General features: G+C 57.7%; 20 protein-coding genes and 3 tRNA genes. 14 read left to right on the top strand and 9 right to left on the bottom strand.

Annotated features, from left to right (window positions below):
- Positions 1–74: 74 nt before the first annotated feature.
- Entirely contained in the window at positions 75–1,469 is a 1,395-nt protein-coding gene (gene cycA / locus LB453_RS15080) for a D-serine/D-alanine/glycine transporter (RefSeq protein ID WP_103795413.1), read from the bottom strand.
- Positions 1,470–1,751: 282 nt separating this feature from the next.
- On the opposite strand from cycA, the gene LB453_RS15075 reads away from it, so the two are divergent.
- Complete coding sequence (locus LB453_RS15075; protein WP_103795414.1) at positions 1,752–2,450, top strand: extensin family protein; 699 nt, start codon at positions 1,752–1,754, stop codon at positions 2,448–2,450.
- Position 2,451: 1 nt separating this feature from the next.
- Here LB453_RS15075 and LB453_RS15070 read toward each other — a convergent pair whose 3' ends face one another.
- Positions 2,452–3,216, bottom strand: a complete 765-nt coding sequence (locus tag LB453_RS15070) for a DUF4396 domain-containing protein (protein ID WP_224481513.1) — start codon at positions 3,214–3,216, stop codon at positions 2,452–2,454.
- Between the two features lie 203 nt (positions 3,217–3,419).
- Positions 3,420–3,575 (bottom strand): hypothetical protein, encoded by a 156-nt coding sequence (locus LB453_RS15065; protein WP_224481512.1) that lies wholly within the window; start codon positions 3,573–3,575, stop codon positions 3,420–3,422.
- Positions 3,576–3,680: 105 nt separating this feature from the next.
- Between LB453_RS15065 and sdiA the strand changes: the two genes are divergently transcribed.
- Together sdiA and LB453_RS15055 are read left to right on the top strand one after the other, a co-directional pair.
- The gene (sdiA, locus tag LB453_RS15060; protein WP_103795416.1) at positions 3,681–4,403 is read left to right on the top strand and encodes a transcriptional regulator SdiA; all 723 of its coding nucleotides are present in this window, start codon (positions 3,681–3,683) and stop codon (positions 4,401–4,403) included.
- Between the two features lie 121 nt (positions 4,404–4,524).
- A complete protein-coding gene (locus LB453_RS15055) occupies positions 4,525–5,136 on the top strand; it encodes an acyl-homoserine-lactone synthase (protein ID WP_103795417.1) in 612 nt (203 codons plus the stop codon).
- A 34-nt stretch (positions 5,137–5,170) separates the two neighbouring features.
- Here the strand turns inward: LB453_RS15055 and LB453_RS15050 are convergent, their stop codons facing one another.
- Positions 5,171–5,395 carry a DUF2594 family protein gene (locus tag LB453_RS15050; protein ID WP_033751095.1) on the bottom strand — a complete coding sequence of 75 codons (225 nt, stop codon included), beginning with the start codon at positions 5,393–5,395 and terminating at the stop codon, positions 5,171–5,173.
- Between the two features lie 421 nt (positions 5,396–5,816).
- Between LB453_RS15050 and uvrY the strand changes: the two genes are divergently transcribed.
- From uvrY to LB453_RS15020, 6 genes are all read left to right on the top strand, one after another.
- Positions 5,817–6,476, top strand: a complete 660-nt coding sequence (uvrY, locus tag LB453_RS15045; protein ID WP_103795418.1) for a UvrY/SirA/GacA family response regulator transcription factor — start codon at positions 5,817–5,819, stop codon at positions 6,474–6,476.
- Positions 6,469–8,301, top strand: coding sequence for an excinuclease ABC subunit UvrC (gene uvrC, locus LB453_RS15040; RefSeq protein ID WP_103795419.1), 1,833 nt, complete (start codon positions 6,469–6,471; stop codon positions 8,299–8,301). Before uvrY ends, uvrC begins: the two co-directional genes overlap by 8 nt.
- Positions 8,302–8,369: 68 nt before the next feature.
- Entirely contained in the window at positions 8,370–8,918 is a 549-nt protein-coding gene (gene pgsA, locus LB453_RS15035) for a CDP-diacylglycerol--glycerol-3-phosphate 3-phosphatidyltransferase (RefSeq protein ID WP_103795420.1), read from the top strand.
- A 152-nt stretch (positions 8,919–9,070) separates the two neighbouring features.
- Positions 9,071–9,146: transfer RNA gene (locus LB453_RS15030), tRNA-Gly, on the top strand.
- Between the two features lie 41 nt (positions 9,147–9,187).
- Positions 9,188–9,261, top strand: a tRNA-Cys gene (locus LB453_RS15025).
- Positions 9,262–9,272: 11 nt separating this feature from the next.
- Positions 9,273–9,358: transfer RNA gene (locus LB453_RS15020), tRNA-Leu, on the top strand.
- Positions 9,359–9,654: 296 nt separating this feature from the next.
- On the opposite strand, the gene LB453_RS15015 is transcribed toward LB453_RS15020, so the two are convergent.
- Positions 9,655–9,825, bottom strand: a complete 171-nt coding sequence (locus LB453_RS15015; RefSeq protein WP_033751084.1) for a hypothetical protein — start codon at positions 9,823–9,825, stop codon at positions 9,655–9,657.
- Positions 9,826–10,055: 230 nt separating this feature from the next.
- Between LB453_RS15015 and LB453_RS15010 the strand changes: the two genes are divergently transcribed.
- Complete coding sequence (locus LB453_RS15010; RefSeq protein ID WP_103795421.1) at positions 10,056–10,259, top strand: DUF6404 family protein; 204 nt, start codon at positions 10,056–10,058, stop codon at positions 10,257–10,259.
- Positions 10,260–10,303: 44 nt separating this feature from the next.
- Here LB453_RS15010 and LB453_RS15005 read toward each other — a convergent pair whose 3' ends face one another.
- From LB453_RS15005 to LB453_RS14990, 4 genes are all read right to left on the bottom strand, one after another.
- The gene (locus LB453_RS15005; protein WP_103795422.1) at positions 10,304–11,803 is read right to left on the bottom strand and encodes a SulP family inorganic anion transporter; all 1,500 of its coding nucleotides are present in this window, start codon (positions 11,801–11,803) and stop codon (positions 10,304–10,306) included.
- A gap of 145 nt (positions 11,804–11,948) precedes the next feature.
- Positions 11,949–12,176 (bottom strand): biofilm/acid-resistance regulator YmgB/AriR, encoded by a 228-nt coding sequence (locus LB453_RS15000; protein ID WP_224481511.1) that lies wholly within the window; start codon positions 12,174–12,176, stop codon positions 11,949–11,951.
- A 408-nt stretch (positions 12,177–12,584) separates the two neighbouring features.
- Positions 12,585–12,992 carry a DUF2000 domain-containing protein gene (locus LB453_RS14995; RefSeq protein ID WP_103795424.1) on the bottom strand — a complete coding sequence of 136 codons (408 nt, stop codon included), beginning with the start codon at positions 12,990–12,992 and terminating at the stop codon, positions 12,585–12,587.
- 41 nt (positions 12,993–13,033) lie between these two features.
- Complete coding sequence (locus LB453_RS14990) at positions 13,034–13,879, bottom strand: AraC family transcriptional regulator (protein WP_103795425.1); 846 nt, start codon at positions 13,877–13,879, stop codon at positions 13,034–13,036.
- Between the two features lie 160 nt (positions 13,880–14,039).
- On the opposite strand from LB453_RS14990, the gene LB453_RS14985 reads away from it, so the two are divergent.
- From LB453_RS14985 to LB453_RS14970, 4 genes are read left to right on the top strand one after another with little or no spacing between them, the layout of a single operon-like run.
- Positions 14,040–14,471, top strand: a complete 432-nt coding sequence (locus LB453_RS14985; protein WP_103795426.1) for a MarR family winged helix-turn-helix transcriptional regulator — start codon at positions 14,040–14,042, stop codon at positions 14,469–14,471.
- Positions 14,472–14,473: 2 nt separating this feature from the next.
- Complete coding sequence (locus LB453_RS14980; protein ID WP_103795427.1) at positions 14,474–16,159, top strand: MFS transporter; 1,686 nt, start codon at positions 14,474–14,476, stop codon at positions 16,157–16,159.
- The gene (locus tag LB453_RS14975; protein ID WP_103795428.1) at positions 16,156–17,250 is read left to right on the top strand and encodes an HlyD family secretion protein; all 1,095 of its coding nucleotides are present in this window, start codon (positions 16,156–16,158) and stop codon (positions 17,248–17,250) included. Before LB453_RS14980 ends, LB453_RS14975 begins: the two co-directional genes overlap by 4 nt.
- Positions 17,250–18,623 carry an efflux transporter outer membrane subunit gene (locus LB453_RS14970; protein ID WP_224481510.1) on the top strand — a complete coding sequence of 458 codons (1,374 nt, stop codon included), beginning with the start codon at positions 17,250–17,252 and terminating at the stop codon, positions 18,621–18,623. Before LB453_RS14975 ends, LB453_RS14970 begins: the two co-directional genes overlap by 1 nt.
- The last annotated feature ends 122 nt before the right edge of the window (positions 18,624–18,745 follow it).

Here is an 18,745-nt window from a genome sequence, read left to right as displayed (position 1 = left end):
GCTTCCCGGTTCATGCCTCGCGCGCGTTAACGCTGAGCCGCCTCTGTCGTGGTTTAACCTCCGGGGAAAGGCTTTTAACGGGCGGCGCGACGGCGCAGCAGCCAGCCCAGGGTCAGCATCATAAACCAGAGCGGCGTGACCATCAGCGCCTGGCGGGTATCTTCCTGCAGCGTCAGCAGCACCAGCACGAAGGCGAAGAACGCCATCACCACCCAGCACATCACTTTACCCTGCGGCATTTTAAAGCCTGACGCCGCGTGGCGTTCTGGATACTTTTTACGGTAGGCCAGATAGCTGCACAGGATAATGGTCCAGACAAACATAAACAGGATCGCCGACACCGTGGTCACCATCGTGAACACCGTCATCACGTCGGGGATCAGGTAAATCAGCGCAACGCCTGCCAGCAGGCAGAAGCAGGAGAAGAACAGGCCGGCAGTTGGCACCGCGCGCGCGGAGAGTCGGCCAAAGGCGCGGTGCGCCACGCCCTGCTGCGACAGGCCGTAGAGCATACGGCTGGTAGAGAAGATACCGCTGTTAGCGGAGGAGGCCGCCGAGGTCAGCACCACAAAGTTAACGATGCTGGCCGCCGCAGGCAGGCCGATCAGCACAAACATCTCAACAAAGGGGCTGCGATCCGCCAGCACCTGCGTCCAGGGCGTTACCGCCATGATCACCATCAGCGCCAGCACATAGAACATAATGACGCGCAGCGGGATAGCGTTAATGGCGCGCGGCAGCACCTTATGGGGATCGTGCGTTTCCGCCGCCGCCGTGCCCACCAGCTCGATGCCGACAAAGGCGAACACCGCAATCTGGAAACCGGCGAAAAAGCCGCTCAGCCCTTTCGGAAACAGGCCGCCATGATCCCAGATATTACTCAGGGAGGCGGTGCCGCCGCCCGGCGACGGATAGTGAAGCGCCACCAGCACGACGCCGGTGACAATCAGCGCCACAATGGCGACGATTTTTATGATAGCGAACCAGAACTCCATCTCGCCGAACATCTTCACCGTGGCGACATTCAGCGCCAGAAAGACGAAAACGCACAGCAGGGCGCTCATCCACACGGAAAAGCCGGGGAACCAGAGCTGGAAATAGGCGGATATCGCCACGACGTCGGCGATACCGGTCACTACCCAGCAGAACCAGTAGGTCCAGCCGGTAAAGTAACCCGCCCAGGGGCCGAGCAGATCGGCCGCGAAATCGCTAAAGGATTTATATTGCAGGTTGGAGAGCAGCAGCTCGCCCATGGCGCGCATAACAAAAAAGAGCATAAAGCCGATGATCATATAGACGAAAATGATCGACGGGCCCGCCAGGCTAATGGTTTTGCCGGAGCCCATAAACAGGCCGGTGCCGATGGCGCCGCCGATGGCGATAAGCTGAATATGTCGGTTATGCAGATTGCGCCGCAGCTTGTCAGGATTCTCCTGCTCAGCAACGGCTTCTTTTACGTGATCAACCATAAATCGTTATTCCTGTCTGGATGTTGTGTCAGCTCTGCTGGCTGTTTGCGATCGCTTGCCCGGGGGCAAGTTGGCATAAGATAGAGGAATAAGTTAAAAGCCCACTATTTTTTTTGTACAAATGCGGTCTTTACCCCTTATTAACATGTCAGAAAATCTTTACGCGGCACAAACTTGCGTCACAACGCGGCTGTTTTAAGCGAAAAGCGCCGTTTACGGCGCTAAACCGGCGCGTAGCTTCTACACTTTTGTTCTCTAAATCAAGCTGCTGCGAGAGGGAGAATGCGCGCGATTATTCTGCTACTGGTGCTGATAGCCGCGGGATGGTGGAGTTTGCCATGGCTGAAACAGCATCTGCCGCCCCAGTTCAACCCCTTTACGCCGCTGGCGGTCACCGATCCGCCAGGCTGGATGACCCGCTATAAACTCAAGCGGCTGGCGGGCGATCCCGCCGCCTGTCTCGACGTGATGCGGCGCGCGCAGCTGGCGGGCGTGGTGACCTTTAGCGTGCGTCCCGCCGTCACGGGCGCCTGTCCGCTGCCCGATCCGCTGCGCATCCAGCGTTTCGGCAAGGTCGGGCTGAGCAGCAGCTTTCTCGCCAGCTGTCCGATGGCCGTCGCCAGCACCATGTTTGTTCTGCGCAGCCAGCAGCGCCTGGCGCAGGTGCAACCCGGCGCGTCGCTGACGCGCATCAGCCATGTCGGCAGCTACGCCTGCCGCAATATCTATCACCGCACGCAAGGGCGGCTAAGCGAGCATGCCAGCGCCGACGCCTGGGATGTCACCGGCTTTCAGCTGGCCGACGGGCAGCGGCTGGAGGTAGGGAAAAACTGGACGCAGCCGGAGAGCAAATCGGCGCTGCTGCATCAGCTGTGGCAGGAGGGGTGTAATAACTTCGGCAATGCCCTTGGACCGGATTATAACGCCGCGCACGCCGGTCATTTTCATTTCGGCATGCGCGGAACCGGATATTGTCGATAAGTTATACCGCCGGGTTCAGCCCGCGTTTAATCAGGAAATGATTGGCGGGCCAGGAAAATATAAATCCGGTCAGCGTCGCGAGCTGCAGCATAAACCAGAAGGCCGCCAGCAGCGGATTGATTTGCTGATGAAGCACAAATTTCAGGGCCAGGCTCATAAAGAGGAAAATACCCGCCTGATAAACCAGCAGCGGAAAAGTTTCAGTGCGAAAGGCGACCAGCAAAGCGCGCCACAGGGTAAATGCTTCGCGCTGTCTGATTGCCAGAAATTGTAAAAACAGGCCGCTAATCAGAGAAATAGCAAGAAAGATAATTGCCTGCAACCAGAACGGCGTAACAAAATGGTAGTGGTTTAGCAGAGTGATAATCGGAATTGTAATCAGTTCGCTAAAAATGCAGGCGGCCGCAGAGAGAGACGTCGTGATAAATATGGTTTGCCAGCCCGCGTAATGATGAATTTTTTGCGGGACTAATAACGCCAGTTTAAGCTGACGCGACGGACTTCGGCCAAGATACCACCAGGCCAGCCAGCCGAAGAACGGCATGTAGAGCCCGGTCAGCGGCCAGATAATGTTCATTATCCTGACAGGGTGAGGGTGACGGAAAATATCTTTTAAAATCATCAGAGCGGTACAGATTCCTAATACCAGGAAGGGTAAGGCCAGCTGATTCAACATAGTGTTTCCCACCTGCAAAGGTAAAAGCGCATCCGTAAAAACGGCGCAAGGCGGCAAGGCGCCTGCATGCCGGGCGTAATGGTCAGGCACGGGTTCCGCTGTTAAGCGTAGTCCCAATCGCAATACATAGAAATGATCTATGCTTAAGCGAGGCGGCAAAAACGCGCACGGGTTTTCGCCGCTAGAGGTAAGTTAACTTTAGAATAGCTTAACTCTATGTTTATAAATAAATTACCTGTATAAACTAATTTTACTTAATAGCCATGCTGAATGGCGGCCAAAGTATGAGGAAGTTATTGTCGCAATGCAGATTGAATCTCTTTAAGAAAAATCTTATTCTGTTTTTCAGCCGCTATAATGCCGCTGACAGGATCGCTTTTCGAGAAGCGCTGGTAACACGCTTTAAGTAAAACACGCACAACCGGACGTCGCGTGATTTTTACTGGCATACCGGCTTTTTTCTCAATAAAACTTTTTTCTCATATAAATTTGTTTTTTTAAATGTGCAACCTCAATAAACAGACGCATCAGCGTGAGGATAACGCCGAGGCAATATGACTAACGACAATTATTTCGTCTGGCGCCGTGAGACGGAAAAAGAATTTCAGGCTATCACTTCAACTGCAGAATTGAAGACGCTCATACAAACCCTGATCGTGTCATTAGGGTTCGATAGCTATTCCTTTTTGATTCAGCATCCTGTGCCTTTTACCCGACCACGTATTTTTTTGCATAGCACCTATCCCAAAGCCTGGATTAAACGCTATGAGGAAAAAAACTATTACGCCATCGATCCCGTTTTAATGCTATGTCAGCAGCCCGGACGGGGCCTTGAGTGGACGCATGAGCTGTTCACCGGGGCCGGCGATTTGTGGAAAGAGGCGCAGGAGCATGGGCTGAACAGCGGATTTTCCTGCTCTGCAATGGCATCAAATCGCGCCATTGGTATATTATCTATAGCATCTCACCTGGCAAGTCGGACGCACTATCACCACGTCGAGCTGGAAGTGAAACTGCACTTTCTGGCGGAGCTGAGTTTGCGTTCGCTTCAGCGCTTTTCTGATGACGCGCTAATGGTGCTGAAAAATGATTTTAGTCAGCGCGAGCTCGAAATTTTGAAATGGACCGCAGAAGGCAAAACATCGGCTGAAATTTCGCTTATTTTAGCAATCTCGCAACATACGGTGAACTTTCACCAAAAAAATATGCAAAAGCGATTTAATGTTTCCAATAAAACCCAAATTGCCTGTTATGCGGCGGCAATAGGTCTGATATAGAAAAGGCAACTACTAAATTTAGTAGTTACGTTGCCGGAAGCAGTTGTCTACCCTGCGCCGGGACTTTGCCAGGCTGGCGTAGCGTAAATCAGTGCAAACATGAGGATGTCAGGGGCGCATGATGAAGATAATTCAAACCCAGTTAAAGGATATGCCGTCCTCTCTGCTGGCCGAGTTAGGCAGCTACCGTTACAGCGTATTTGCGCGTGGAGAAGGCTGGTCGATTCCGCCGCGTCTTAGCACGCCGGGTCAGGAGTATGACCGTTACGATCGTTCGGATGTCACCTGGCTGCTGGCCTGGAGCGCGCGCGACGGCATCAGCGGCTGCGCGCGGCTGATGCCCTGGCATGAGCCGGCGCAGAGCGAAGGGCTGGTGGTGCCGTTCAGTCATGAAAAAGTGTGGGAGATGTCGCGCTTCTCGGCAAAGCTGGAAGTGGACGCGGAACTGCCGTTCAACCTGTTATGGCACGCCGTGCAGCTCGCCGAGCTTAACGGCATGGAATATTTGATCAGCTCGGCGACGCCGATGCTGGAGAAGATGTTTGAGGATCACCAGGTCGCCTATGAGCCGCTGACGCCGGGGTTGATCCAGTCGGAGGACAATCTGTTCGCTATTCGTATTCCGGTGGCGCAGCCGGCGCTGGCGGAAAAGTATCGCGGCACGCGGCGCTTTAGCCCGGAAGAGGTGCTGCCGTCGCTGGGCGTCTCCGTTAACTGGCAGTCGCACACCTGACAGCGCGCCCCCGCATCAGGCGGGGGCGAACGCATCACTGGCGATACGCGGTTTTGATCTGTTTAATGGTATTGCTGAACACTTCCGCCTGCGGCTTATCACCCAGAGTCTGCACGTAGCGTTCCATATTAATAATCACTTTACCGGCATCCGCCTGGCCCATTCCTTTCAGAATCAGCGTCACCATCATTTTCAGGCAGGCGACTTCGTCGGCCAGCTTTAGCGTGTCGTGCGAGGTAACAAATTCTTCATCGCTCATCGTGTTCTCCTTGGTGGTTTATCGATCGTGCGGCATGTTCCGCGCAGCCGTGCATCAGTATATCACAACGCGCCATTGGCCTGTTAAAGCGCAGCGCGCAGGCGGTTAACTCATCAGCAGGATTTTATTTGCGGCAGCAGATGAATAATTTTCACAGCCTGAGGGTGCTGCATTTAAGCGCAGGCTAACTATTTGATGGGTTAATAATTTAAATAATTGAAATGTAACGAATATTAAAAAGAAAAAATGATCATATTTTATGCGCGGGCATATTATTTTTACGCGCTGGAAAGCCTTGATGTAAATCATTGAATACGGTCAAACATTTGGGCTATTGATGTTCATTACGGCGAAAAGCAGGTATCATGCCTGAATTCATTATCAGAATTATTCCCCATTTTAGCTAGCGGAGTGCTCCCCGTTGATCAGTGTTCTTCTTGTGGATGACCATGAACTGGTACGCGCCGGTATTCGACGCATACTGGAGGATATGAAAGGTCTTGTGGTCGCGGGAGAGGCCTGTTGTGGCGAGGATGCGGTCAAATGGTGTCGGGCCAATCAGGTCGACGTCATCCTGATGGATATGAATATGCCCGGCATCGGCGGGCTGGAAGCGACGCGCAAAATTGTGCGCTTTAATCCTGATATCAAAATTATCATGCTGACCATCCACACCGAAAACCCGCTGCCCGCCAGGGTGATGCAGGCGGGGGCGGCAGGCTACCTCAGCAAAGGTGCCGCGCCGCAGGAAGTGGTGAACGCTATCCGCTCCGTCCACGCCGGTCAGCGCTATATCGCATCCGATATCGCGCAGCAGATGGCGCTGAGTCAGATCGAGCCGCAAAAAGCGGAATCTCCCTTCAGCTGTTTGTCGGAAAGGGAATTGCAGATTATGCTGATGATCACCAAAGGGCAAAAGGTGACGGAAATTTCCGAGCAGCTCAATCTCAGTCCTAAAACCGTTAACAGCTACCGTTATCGCATGTTCAGCAAGCTAAACATCAGCGGGGACGTAGAGTTAACGCATCTGGCCATTCGACATGGCCTGTTCAATGCGGAGCCGTTAATCAGTAGTGAGTGAAGTTTTCAACGCCAAAGCCTTTCTCAGCACGGTGACCAGTCAGCCGGGCGTGTATCGCATGTACGATGCCTCGGACACCGTGATCTATGTAGGAAAAGCCAAAGATCTTAAAAAGCGCCTCAGCAGCTACTTTCGCAGCCACGTCGGCAGCCGAAAGACTGAGGTGCTGGTCAGCAACATCCATCATATAGACGTCACCGTTACCCACACCGAAACGGAAGCGCTGCTGCTTGAGCATAACTATATCAAGCTCTATCAGCCGCGTTACAACGTGCTGATGCGCGATGATAAATCTTATCCGTTTATCTTTCTCAGCGGCGATACGCATCCGCGGCTGGCCTATCATCGCGGTGCGAAACACGCGAAAGGGGAGTATTTCGGCCCGTTCCCGAACGGCTACGCGGTGCGCGAAACCCTGGCGCTGATGCAGAAGGTGTTTCCGATTCGCCAGTGTGAAAACAGCGTCTACCGCAATCGCTCGCGGCCCTGTCTGCAATATCAGATTGGGCGCTGCCTCGGTCCCTGCGTCGCCGGTCTGGTGAGCGAAGAGGAGTATGCGCAGCAGACAGAATATGTGCGGCTGTTTCTCGCCGGTAAGGATGACCAGGTGCTGAATATGCTGGTGAAGCGCATGGAAGAGGCGAGCATCGGGCTGCGCTTCGAAGAGGCAGCGCGTCTGCGCGACCAGATCCAGGCGGTACGCCGCATTACCGAAAAACAGTTCGTCTCTAATCAGGGCGACGATCTCGACGTTATCGGCGTCGCCTACGACGCCGGGATGGCCTGCCTGCACGTCCTCTTTATCCGCCAGGGCAAAGTGCTGGGCAGCCGCAGCTACTTCCCGAAAGTCCCGGCCGATACCGAGCTGGCGGAGGTGGTACAGACTTTTGTCGGCCAGTTTTACCTGCAGGGCAGCGAAGCGCGCACGCTGCCGGGCGATATCCTGCTCGATTTCGACCTGCCGGAGCGCGAGCTGCTCTCCGCGTCGCTGAGCGAGCTGGCGGGGCGCCACGTGGCCATCCAGAGCAAACCGCGCGGCGACCGCGCGCGCTACCTTAAGCTGGCGCGCACCAACGCGGCGACGGCGCTCACCACGCGGCTGTCACAGCACTCCACTATTCAGCAGCGGCTGGCGGCGCTGGCGCAGTTCCTTGAGCTGGACAAAATTAACCGCATGGAGTGCTTCGATATCAGCCATACCATGGGGGAGCAGACCATCGCCTCCTGCGTGGTATTCGACGCTAACGGTCCGCTGCGCAGCGACTACCGTCGATACAATATCGAAGGCATCACGCCCGGCGATGATTACGCGGCGATGAATCAGGTGTTGCGCCGCCGCTACGGCAAAGCGCTGGAAGAGGATAAAATTCCCGACGTTATCCTGATCGACGGCGGCAAGGGACAGCTGTCGCAGGCGAAGCAGGTTTTTGCCGAGCTGGAGGTGGAGTGGGATAAATCGCGGCCGATTTTACTGGGCGTGGCGAAAGGCAGCGATCGTAAAGCGGGCCTGGAAACGCTCTTCTTCGAGGCGGAAGGTGAGGGCGTTTCGCTGCCGCCAGACTCCGCGGCGCTGCATGTGATTCAGCATATTCGTGATGACGCTCACAATCATGCAATTTCGGGCCATCGAAAAAAACGGGCGAAAGTAAAGAACACCAGCGCGCTGGAGAGCATCGAAGGTATCGGCCCAAAACGTCGCCAGCAGCTGCTTAAGTATATGGGCGGCCTGCAACCCTTGATGAACGCCACGGTTGAGGAGATCGCCAATGTGCCCGGTATTTCGTTCGCACTGGCGGAAAAAATATACCATTCGCTAAAACACTAGCATTGAAACAGGTGAGGCAATGTAGGAACATAGGGGAAATTCTACCCATTCCAGACAGTTACCGGCATATGCAATTTAACATTCCGACGTGTCTCACCCTGTTTCGAGTCGTCCTGATTCCTTTCTTCGTGCTGGCTTTCTATCTGCCGTTCTACTGGGCGCCGTTCGCCACCGCGCTGATCTTCGTGGTCGCCGCCGTCACCGACTGGTTTGACGGCTTTCTCGCGCGCCGCTGGAAGCAAACTACGCGCTTCGGCGCCTTTCTTGATCCCGTGGCCGACAAGGTCATGGTGGCGATTGCGCTGGTCCTGGTGGCGGAATACTTTCACGCCTGGTGGATCACCCTGCCGGCCGCAACCATGATCGCGCGCGAAATCATTATCTCCGCGCTGCGCGAGTGGATGGCGGAAATCGGCAAGCGCAGCAGCGTTGCGGTTTCCTGGATCGGCAAGGTGAAAACCACGGCGCAGATGCTGTCGCTGGTCGCGCTGCTGTGGCGTCCTGACACCACGGTTATCGCCGTAGGGGTCGTGGCGCTCTATATCGCCGCCGTGCTGACATTCTGGTCAATGTTTCAGTATTTAAGCGCTGCGCGCGGCGATCTGCTCGATAGCTGATCGAAGCGATTTAAAAAGCAGCAAACGGACGCACTGTGAAGATAATTCTGTTGACTCAGTGCGTCAGGTCAGTAGAATGCATCGCATCGAACGGCGGCAAGGCTGCCAGAAGATAAGTAAAATCAGCAAGTTCCATTAGATTGCTGAACAATGCGGGAATAGCTCAGTTGGTAGAGCACGACCTTGCCAAGGTCGGGGTCGCGAGTTCGAGTCTCGTTTCCCGCTCCAGATTTGCAGGTCAGGATTAACCTGACGGCACAGCGGATAAAGGCGCGTTGGCAGAGTGGCCATGCAGCGGATTGCAAATCCGTCCACCTCGGTTCGACTCCGGGACGCGCCTCCACTTTACACCCTGCCCGGGTGGTGAAATCGGTAGACACAAGGGATTTAAAATCCCTCGGCTTATGGTCGTGCGGGTTCAAGTCCCGCCCCGGGCACCATATCTGTCGATTGAAAGAACCTAATTAAAATAAAGCAGTAGTAAGCAATGTCGTGACCGCCTTCAGGGCGGTTTTTTTGTGCCCAAATTTCCTTGCTGGCGTGACCTTATATCCTTACAGGCTGGGGAGGGGAGAGTGGAAACGCACATGCCGGCGATGCCATTCACCTGTGTCGTTTAAGGATTGGCAGGCAGGCCGTGCAATAACAGGTGACCCACCGCGCGCTTTCTCAGCCATCCTGCATCCCTGACGGCCGGGGGAAAATAACAAACCCGGCCAGCGCCGGGTTTGTTTGATTATGACTGCGGCTGGCCAACCGGACCTGAGCCCAGCGTGCCGCCCGGCGACGACTGGCCGCTTGGCGCATGAGGACGGCCATCGGACTTAATCGCGTCGCTGCGGTGCATACAGCCCGCCAGCGCCAGTACCGCCAGCGTAATGCATATCCCTTTTTTCACGTTGTTCATCGTTGCCACCTCATTCTCCGGTATTGAAAAAGAAAGCATAAAAATGCAATGAAATTAAAGCGTAGCAGCTCAGCGCCAGCGCACCAGCGGGAAACGCTTAAATTATGCCGCGCCCTAAAATTTGACCCGCCTCTCATCTGATGCAGCCTGAAGTGCAAAACGCCGCGCTATAGGATACTTTCACGCCTCAGTAACGCGGCACGGGCTGCGGGGATAAAGAAGGATATAAGATGCAGGGCGTGGTGAAATTTATTAAAGGCTGTCTACTGTTTTCCCTGCTGTGGGGCCTGTTTATGTGGTTCTGCTTCTGGCAAAAAGAGGGAATGGAAACGGGAATGGCGGTGTTGCAAAGTCTCTATGCAGGCGTGATCTACCAGGCGATGACGACGCTGATTGGGCGCTATAAGGCCCGTCGTCAGGCCAAACCGCTTTAACGGCGATGCGGCGTACGTCGCCGCATCCTGTTATCTGTCGCGAGTTACTCAAATTTGCCGGTCAGGCGACGATGAAAGTCGCTGCTGCGCGTATCCAGGCCGACAAGGGTAACCTGCGCGCCATGGCGCTGATAGCGGTATTCAATGCCGTCAAGCGCGGCCACCGACGAGGCGTCCCAGATCTGCGCATCGGTAAGATCGATCGTGACCTGTTTCGGGTCATGGCCGTAGTCGAAATGCTCAAACAGATCGTTGCTGCTGGCGAAAAAGAGCGGGCCGCGCACGCGATAGCGCACCGACTGACCGTCCGGGCTGAGTTCGCGTTCGGCGTGGATCACGTGTGCGATACGGCGCGCAAACAGCATTACGGCGGTGATCACCCCTGCCAGTACCCCCAGCGCCAGGTTGCCGCTCCATACCGTCACGATAATCGTCAGCGCCATAACCAGCGTTTCCGACCAGGGCATGCGTCGGAGCGTCGCGGGCTGCAGGCTGTGCCAGTTTACCGTCTTCACCGCGACCACCATCATGATCCCCGCCAGCACCACCATCGGAATCTGCGCCATTACGGCGCTCAGGCCGGTCACCAGCAGCAGCAGTACCAGCCCGGCGACCAGGGTGGAGAGGCGCGTGCGCGCCTTGCCCAGCTCGACGTTGACGATAGTCTGGCCGATCATTGCGCAGCCGGCGATGCCGCCATAAAAGGCGGCGAAAATATTGGCGACGCCTAATCCCCAGGACTCGCGGCGCTTGCTGGAGAGCGTATCGGTAAGATCGTCCACCAGCTTGGCGGTAAGCAGCGACTCCATCAGGCCAACAAAGGCGATGCTGAGCGCGGTCGGCCAGACGATCTGCAGGGTCTGCAGGCTCAACGGCACCTGTAGCGCATTGAGGCCGGGTAAACCGGCGCTCATCGGGCCTTCATCGCCCACGTTGGGCACGCGCCAGCCGAGCAGCAGCGCGACGGCGGTAACGACCAGGATAGCGACCAGCGGCGAGGGCACGCTTTTCAGCACGCGCGGCAGCAGCAGCACAATTGCCAGCGTTACGGCGAACAGCAGCCAAACCAGCGCGCTTTGCCCCCAGACGTGCGGCACCTGCGCGAAGAAAATCAGCACGCCCAGCGCGTTGACAAAGCCGAGCATCACCGAGCGCGGAATATAGCGCATCATGCGCGCCAGACCGGCCACGCCAAACAGGATCTGAATGACACCCCCCAGCACCACGGCGGGCAGAATATAGGCCACGCCGTGCGCATGCACCATTGGGCCGATGACCAGCGCCACCGAACCGGCGGCGGCGGTCACCATCGCCGGGCGTCCGCCCAGCACCGAAAGCGTCAGGCAGAGCACCACGGACGCCACCAGGCTGACCTTTGGATCGACGCCGGCGATAACGGAAAAGGAGATCACTTCCGGGATTAGCGCCAGCGCGGTGATCACGCCGGCAAGAGATTCACGGGCGAGCAGGACAGGGGAACGCAACACGCGCCCCAGGCTCAGGTCGTTGTCCAGGTTTTGGGCAACGTCAGTAGATTGACTCATAAACTTGCAGGCTCTTTTTAATTATTCGCTCTCGCAACAGACGCGAGGAGCGCAGCAGAAATTCAGCTGGAGAGAGTACTGTCTGAGGGGGAAATTTGCCAGCGCTGGCGGAAGCAGTAGGATGACTCCATCCCTGGAGTCGGGACTATACCGTTAAATCGTCAGGTGTTTTATGCACGACCAGCTCGAGAAGCTGGCGATAGATCTCCAGCGTCGCCGCATCGGACTCCAGCTCCAGCCGCTGGATTAACTTAGCGATAATTGCTTTATTGGTCACAGGCTTACCCGCCTGCAGAATCTCTGCGATCGCTAAACCCAGCATCTCCATCTCGCTGGCACCTTTATCGGCCGCAGCGTTGATGTTATCACCCATCTGTTTTTCGGTTTGTGAAACAGCGCTTTGCATGTGTCAGCCCTAAAAAATTAGCCCCGGTGTTCAGGTCGGATACCGGATCAATTAACGATGAAAATCCCCTTACATGGACAGATGTAAAGGGTAACAGCTCATCAAAAAAAGGACCTCTGAAGGTGGAAATCCACTGACACCTTCAGAGGCGACGCAAACGCATCATTCGTTACGGAATCGTTATCCGATTCATGGGAGGTAAAGTTATACAATGAAGGTGTACAGACACAAGTACAATATTGGTCAATTTGTGCTATTTGTTAATTATCAACAGTATAAATGTATACATCATGAGTCAAAGCTGTACAGGTTTTTTGTACAATGGAGCAATTGTACAGCTATGCGGGAAAAGCGCGCGGCTTTTCCCGCGGCTGTTTAGCTAAAAAGCTTTAGCTTCGAGGTCAGTTTTCGCACCTGCTGTTTCTCGCCGACCAGCGCCAGCCCTGACAGACGCCACTCGCCGCCCGGAATTTCGCGCATCGCCGCGCTAAAGGCCGCGTAGTCGGTGGTGGTCTGGCCCTGTTCGGGAAACAGTACCAGATCGCACCCCAGTCCGGCGCAGCGGGCGCGCAGCGCGTCCATCTCGGCATGCGTGGCCGCCAGCACGGGAATGCCGAAGGGGATAAGACCAGGATAGCGGCAGGCGTCGGCATCCTGTAGCGCTTCGCCCACCAGGGCAGGATGGCGCTGACCGAGAGTCAGCGCAATGACCGCCGCGGCGTTAGCGGCTTTACCAGGGGCGAGGTCGTTTTGCAGGATCATAACGCAACGGGGTTCTTGCATAGCACGTCTCCAGACAGAAAAAGCGCATTGTGGCGCGCTCGTCAGCCCGCGTCTGGAAGATTTGTGCAGGCCTGCTGATAGCGCGCCGGCGTCAGATGGCAGGCGCGCTTAAACCAGCGTCCCAGGTGGCTCTGATCGGCAAAGCCCAGCGCCGCCGCGACGTCGGCAGCGGCAACGCCCGCTGCCAGCTGGCGGCGCGCCTGAGAGAGTCGCCACTGCACCAGCCAGGCGTGCGGCGGTAACCCCCACTGCGCCTGAAACAGGCGCGAGAGTCGAAAGCGATCCACCTGCAGCGCCTCAGCCATCGCCTGTAAGCCGGGATTGTGGGCATGGCAGGCGATTAGCCAGTCGCGCGCCCGCTGCGCCAGCAGGCGATCGCCGTTGACCGCACGCGGTTCGCTGCGCCATAGCGGATGCTGGCTCAGCTGGAGAAACAGGCGCTCAAGCGTGGCCTCCTTGATCAGCGCCGGATGGTCGTGCCACAGGGCGTCAAAACAGTGCCAGACGGCGTAGGCAAGCGCCTTGTCATTGCGCAGCGTGGCGGCAAAGTGGAGTTCGCCGCCGCGCTCGGCGGCAGAGAGCGGCGCCAGCTGCTGCGCCAGCTGCTGCGGCGAGAGATAGAGCATGCGATAGGTGAAGCCCTGCGCATCCACCGCATCGCCGTCGTGCAGCTCCTCCGGCTCCAGCATAAATACCGTGCCGGGTCGGCTGCGATGCTGTTTACGCCGCGAGTGAAACTGCTGCACCCCTTGCTCTGTTACGCCAATCAGGTAGCTGTCGTGCCAGTGGGGATCGTAGGCGTGTCCGGTAAAGTGCGCGCGGATCGTCTCAATGCCGTGCAAGGCGTCGCGTCGCAGATCTATCCAGTTGCTGTTGCGATCGGGCATAGTAACTCCAGATTTACCTCGTCTGGGTAGTAATATGGCTTTAAAACCCGACGACATACGCGTCATTATTTAACGCCTTGTGCTATTTTTATTAGCAATTTACTCGGCGTATAATAACGCACCCATTTAGTCAGAACTCTAATAATCAGGTCGCTACGCTTTGACTCTGCAATATAAAACCTTCACCCATTTGCTCTACCAAACCGCGCACGCCTGGCGTCTGGCCGTCGATCGCCATCTTAAACACAGCGGCCTGAGCATGAGCAGCTGGATGGCCATTGGCCTTATCGCCAGCGAAACCCGGCCGCTGACCCAGACGGAGCTGGCGCAGATGCTCGGACTGGAAGACGCCAGCATGGTGCCGCTTATTGATCGCCTGGTGAAGCAGGAGCTGCTGACGCGCGTCCAGCCGCCGGAAGATCGCCGCAAGCGCCATCTGGTGCTGACGGAAAAAGGCAACGAGGCTTTCGCCTTAGTGAAAAACGAGGCGGACGCGCTGCGCGCCGATCTGCTGAGCGATATCGATCCGCAGGCGCTGGCGACAACGGAGCAGGTGCTGCAACAGCTGTTGACGCGCATGGGAAATATGTAGCAGTGACCAGACGCAATCCCTATGCACAGCGCGAATGGTTGCCCCATGAAAAACCGATGCTGCCGGGGTCGCCTTCGACCCCGATTCATTCGCCACCGAAGCGGATTGCCTTTGGCCTGATAGGCCTGCTTATCTCTCTGACCGGCGCGCTCAGCAACGCGCTGGTTACCGCCAATCTGACCAACCTGCAGGGCACCTTCGGTGCCTACTCCAACGAAATCGCCTGGCTGCCCGCCGTTTACGTGATGGGCAATATCTCTATCAACCTGCTGCTGGTGAAGTTTCGCCAGCAGTTTGGCCTGCGCGTGTTCACCGAGGCTTTTCTGGTGTTCTACGTGCTGGTCGCCTTTTTTCATCTCTTCGCCAACGATCTCAGCTCGGCAATTATTGTGCGCACCGCGCACGGTATGGCGGGCGCTGCGCTCAGCTCGCTGGGTATCTACTATCAGGTGCAGGCGTGGCCGGCGAAGCACCGACTCAAGGCGCTGGTGATCGGCCTGACCGTTTCGCAGTTCGCCATTCCGATGGCGCGGCTTTTTTCGACCGAGCTGCTGCAGCTGGAGGAGTGGCGCGGGCTCTATCTGTTTGAGCTGGGGCTGGCGATGATCGCGCTGGGCTGCGTGCTGGTGGTGAAGCTGCCGCCGGGCGATCGCATCAAGGCGTTTGAAAAGCTCGATTTTGTCACCTTTATGCTGCTGGCGCCGGGCATGGCGCTGCTCTGCGGCGTGCTGTCGCTGGGACGCATCGAATGGTGGTTCAGCACCCCCTGGCTCGGCATCTGCCTGGCGATGGCGCTGGTGCTGATCGTCGCGGCGATCGTGATTGAGCACAACCGCAAAAACCCGCTGATCAACACCCGCTGGCTCAGCAGCGGCATGATGGTGCGTCTCGGCATCGTAATGATTATGATACGCATCGTGCTGGCGGAGCAGAACACCGGCGCGGTGGGCCTGCTGCAGCAGCTGGGGCTGCTTAACGATCAGATGCGCGGCCTGTCGCTGGCCATTATTGGCGGCATGACGCTCGGCATCGCCACCAGCGCGCTGACCATCCGACCGGCTCACCTTAACTGGCCGATCGTCACTTCGCTGGCGGTGATGATCGTCGCCTCGCTGATGGATGCGCACGCCAGCCCGGTGACCCGCGCCAACAATATGTATCTCAGCCAGTTTCTGCTCGGCTTCAGCAGCACCTTTTTTATGGCGCCGGCGATGCTGATCGGCATCGGCAGCGTAGTGACGCAGCCGAAGAATCTGGTGAGCTTTGTGGTGCTGTTCGGCATGAGCCAGAACCTCGGCGGGCTGATCGGCTCCGCGATTCTCGGCACCTTTCAGGTCTGGCGCGAAAAATATCACTCCAGCCTGCTGGGCGATCGCCTCTCGCTGCTCGATCCCAACGTTACGGAGCGCCTCAGCCAGTATGGCGCGCTGTTCAACAGCCAGCTCGGCGACCCGGTGCTGCAGAGCGCGCAAAGCACCAGCCAGCTGCAGACGGTGGCGACGCTGCAGGCGAACGTACTGGCCTATAACGATACCTATTTACTGACGGCGGCGCTGGCGCTTATTACCCTGATGTGGGCGCTGTGGCGTCTCTCCCGTCAGCGATACCTCACCTGGCGACAGGCGCGCTTTAACCTGATGGAACAGCGCCTGGCGGCAGCGTCACAAGCACCTATGGAGTCACGATGAGTCAGCAGGATGAACTTCAGGCGGCAGAGCGCGATCGCGCTAACCGTCGCCGCATACTTTCGATTGCGGCGGGAAGCGGCATCGTCATTATTGGCGTGCTGATTATTTTATACGCCTGGCAGCTCTGGCCCTTTACCAGCGCGATACAGAGCACCGAGAACGCCTATGTGCGCGGTCAGGTAACCTTTATCAGCCCGCAGGTTAATGGCTATCTCACCTCGGTGGAGGTGGTGGATCTCCAGCCGGTGCGCAAAGGGCAGCTGCTGATGACCATCGACGATCGCATCTACCGGCAGCGCGTACATCAGGCGCAGGCGCAGCTGGCGATGAAGCAGGCGGCACTGCGTAACAACCTGCAGCAGCGCCGCAGCGCGGAAGCCACTATCGTCAGCAACAAGGCCGCGCTGGAAAATGCCAGAGCGCAGGCGCTGAAAGGGGGCTTTGACCTGAAGCGCGTGGAAAATCTGGCCGCCGACGGCTCGCTCTCGGTACGCGAGCGCGACGCGGCGCGCGCCGCTAACGCGCAGGCGCAGGCGGCGGTGCGTCAGGCAGAGGCGCAGGTTGCGGTGGCGCAGCAGAATCTGCAAACCGTTATCGTCAACCGCGCCTCACTTGAGGGTGACGTCGCCAGCGCCCAGGCGGCGCTGGAGCTGGCGGAGATCGACCTTGCAAATACCCGCATCGTGGCGCCGGACGCCGGTCAGCTCGGCCAGCTTGCGGTGCGCAAAGGCGCCTATGTTACGGCGGGCACCCGCCTTACCTCGGTGGTGCCGGACCATAAATGGATTATCGCCAATATGAAAGAGACGCAGCTGGCGGATATCCGGCCTGGCCTGCCGGCGACCTTCCGGGTCGACGCGCTCAACGGCAAGCGCTTTGATGGCCACGTAGAGTTTATCTCGCCGGCGGCGGGCTCTGAATTCAGCGCGATTTCACCGGATAATGCCACCGGCAACTTCGTTAAAATCGCCCAGCGTATTCCGGTGCGTATCGCCATCGAAGCGGAGGATATGCGCGAACTGCGGCCCGGTATGTCAGTAGAGGTGAGCATCGACACCGCTGCGCCGCCGCGTGACAAGGTGGTGAAGTAATGAGGCGGCTGTTATGCAGCGCCCTGGCGGCGCTGGCGCTGAGCGGCTGCGTCACCGAGGTGGAGAAGGCGCCCGCCTCGCTGCCGATCCCGCCGCAGTGGCGCAATCAGGTCGGCCCCGCCGCCGCGCCGGAAGCGGAGTGGTGGCGCGCCTTCGGCGACGACAGCCTTAACCGGCTGGTGGCGCAGGCGCTGCGCAACAACCTCGATATTCTTACGGCGCGTTCGCGCGTCGAGCAGTACCGCGCCGAGCTGCGCGCGGCGCAGGGGGATAACTTCCCGACCCTGAGTGCGGGCGTCGGCGTAACGCATCAGCGCGCGCTCTCTTCCGTTACCGGGCAGCCCTACGAGAGCGCCGTTTATCAGGGGCTGCTGCAGGCCAGCTACGATGTCGACCTCTGGGGAGCGCGCAGCAGCAGCATTGCGGCCAGCCAGGCGTCGCTGGAGGCGCAGCGCGCGGCGGCATCGGCGGTGGAACTGACCGTGGCCAGCTCGGTGGCGTCGGGTTATATGAGCCTGGTGGCGCTCGACGAGCAGCTGCGCGTTACCGAGGCGACGCTTGCGACGCGCGGCAATTCCCTGCGGCTGGCGCAGCGCCAGTTTGAAAGCGGCTACAGCTCGCGGCTGGAGTGGATGCAGGCGGCCTCTGAGTTCCAGACGGCGAAGGCGCAGGTGCCGCAGCTCAGGCATCAGATCGCTCAGCAGGAGAACGCCCTGAGCATTCTGGTGGGGATGAACCCGCGCGAGATTGCGCGTCGCCCCCGGTTCAACCAGATTATGCCGCAGCAGATGCCGCAGGTGCTGCCGTCGCAGCTGCTTAACCGGCGGCCCGATATCGTTGAGGCGCAGCGCCTGCTGCTGGCGGCGGACGCGACGCTCGCCTCGTCAAAAGCGAAGCTGCTGCCGTCGCTCAACCTGACCGCAAGCGGTACCCTGCAAAGCAGCGAGCTGCACCAGCTGATCGACAACCCGTTCCGCCTCTGGAGCATCGGCGGCAGCGTGCTGGCGCCGCTGCTGAACCGCGAAGCGCTGACGGCGCAGGTGGATGTGTCGATGGCGGCGCGCAACCAGGCGCTGTACGGCTATGAGAAGGTGGTGCGCAACGCCTTCTCCGAAGTGAATGACGCCATGGACGCCATCCTGCAAGGGCAGGCGCAGCTGGCGGAGCTGCAGAAGCAGGAGGAGTATGTTTCAGAGGCGCTGCGCATCGCCCGCAATCGCTATCAAAACGGCTACGCCTCCTATCTGGACGAGCTGGACGCGCAGCGTACGCTTTACAATACCCAGCTCAATCTGGTCGCGGTAAAAAACGATCTGCTGCTGGCACAAATCGCCCTTTATCGCGCGCTGGGCGGCGGCTGGCAGGCGCGTTAAGCCTGTTTCACGCGGCGGTGCAGGCCGCCGCGCCCTCTGGTTTTCAGCACGCGGCTTTCCATAAAAACTTCTTCTCTATTAGATCCTTACCACTCTTTCGCCTTGCGTCTGTCAAGATTTCG

Origin of the sequence: Pantoea agglomerans (assembly GCF_020149765.1) — a bacterium.
In the GTDB taxonomy this organism is placed as follows: domain Bacteria; phylum Pseudomonadota; class Gammaproteobacteria; order Enterobacterales; family Enterobacteriaceae; genus Pantoea; species Pantoea alvi.
Note: the sequence above shows the minus strand (reverse complement) of the source record. Positions and strands in the feature narration are given on the sequence as shown.

What these genes read in the sequence shown, in the direction of transcription:
- cycA (WP_103795413.1), bottom strand. Translation starts at nt 1,469, where the DNA reads ATGGTTGATCACGTAAAAGAAGCCGTTGCTGAGCAGGAGAATCCTGAC.
- LB453_RS15075 (WP_103795414.1), top strand. Translation starts at nt 1,752, where the DNA reads ATGCGCGCGATTATTCTGCTACTGGTGCTGATAGCCGCGGGATGGTGG.
- LB453_RS15065 (WP_224481512.1), bottom strand. Translation starts at nt 3,575, where the DNA reads ATGCCAGTAAAAATCACGCGACGTCCGGTTGTGCGTGTTTTACTTAAA.
- sdiA (WP_103795416.1), top strand. Translation starts at nt 3,681, where the DNA reads ATGACTAACGACAATTATTTCGTCTGGCGCCGTGAGACGGAAAAAGAA.
- LB453_RS15055 (WP_103795417.1), top strand. Translation starts at nt 4,525, where the DNA reads ATGAAGATAATTCAAACCCAGTTAAAGGATATGCCGTCCTCTCTGCTG.
- LB453_RS15050 (WP_033751095.1), bottom strand. Translation starts at nt 5,395, where the DNA reads ATGAGCGATGAAGAATTTGTTACCTCGCACGACACGCTAAAGCTGGCC.
- pgsA (WP_103795420.1), top strand. Translation starts at nt 8,370, where the DNA reads ATGCAATTTAACATTCCGACGTGTCTCACCCTGTTTCGAGTCGTCCTG.
- LB453_RS15015 (WP_033751084.1), bottom strand. Translation starts at nt 9,825, where the DNA reads ATGAACAACGTGAAAAAAGGGATATGCATTACGCTGGCGGTACTGGCG.
- LB453_RS15010 (WP_103795421.1), top strand. Translation starts at nt 10,056, where the DNA reads ATGCAGGGCGTGGTGAAATTTATTAAAGGCTGTCTACTGTTTTCCCTG.
- LB453_RS15005 (WP_103795422.1), bottom strand. Translation starts at nt 11,803, where the DNA reads ATGAGTCAATCTACTGACGTTGCCCAAAACCTGGACAACGACCTGAGC.
- LB453_RS15000 (WP_224481511.1), bottom strand. Translation starts at nt 12,176, where the DNA reads ATGGGTGATAACATCAACGCTGCGGCCGATAAAGGTGCCAGCGAGATG.
- LB453_RS14995 (WP_103795424.1), bottom strand. Translation starts at nt 12,992, where the DNA reads ATGCAAGAACCCCGTTGCGTTATGATCCTGCAAAACGACCTCGCCCCT.
- LB453_RS14990 (WP_103795425.1), bottom strand. Translation starts at nt 13,879, where the DNA reads ATGCCCGATCGCAACAGCAACTGGATAGATCTGCGACGCGACGCCTTG.
- LB453_RS14975 (WP_103795428.1), top strand. Translation starts at nt 16,156, where the DNA reads ATGAGTCAGCAGGATGAACTTCAGGCGGCAGAGCGCGATCGCGCTAAC.
- LB453_RS14970 (WP_224481510.1), top strand. Translation starts at nt 17,250, where the DNA reads ATGAGGCGGCTGTTATGCAGCGCCCTGGCGGCGCTGGCGCTGAGCGGC.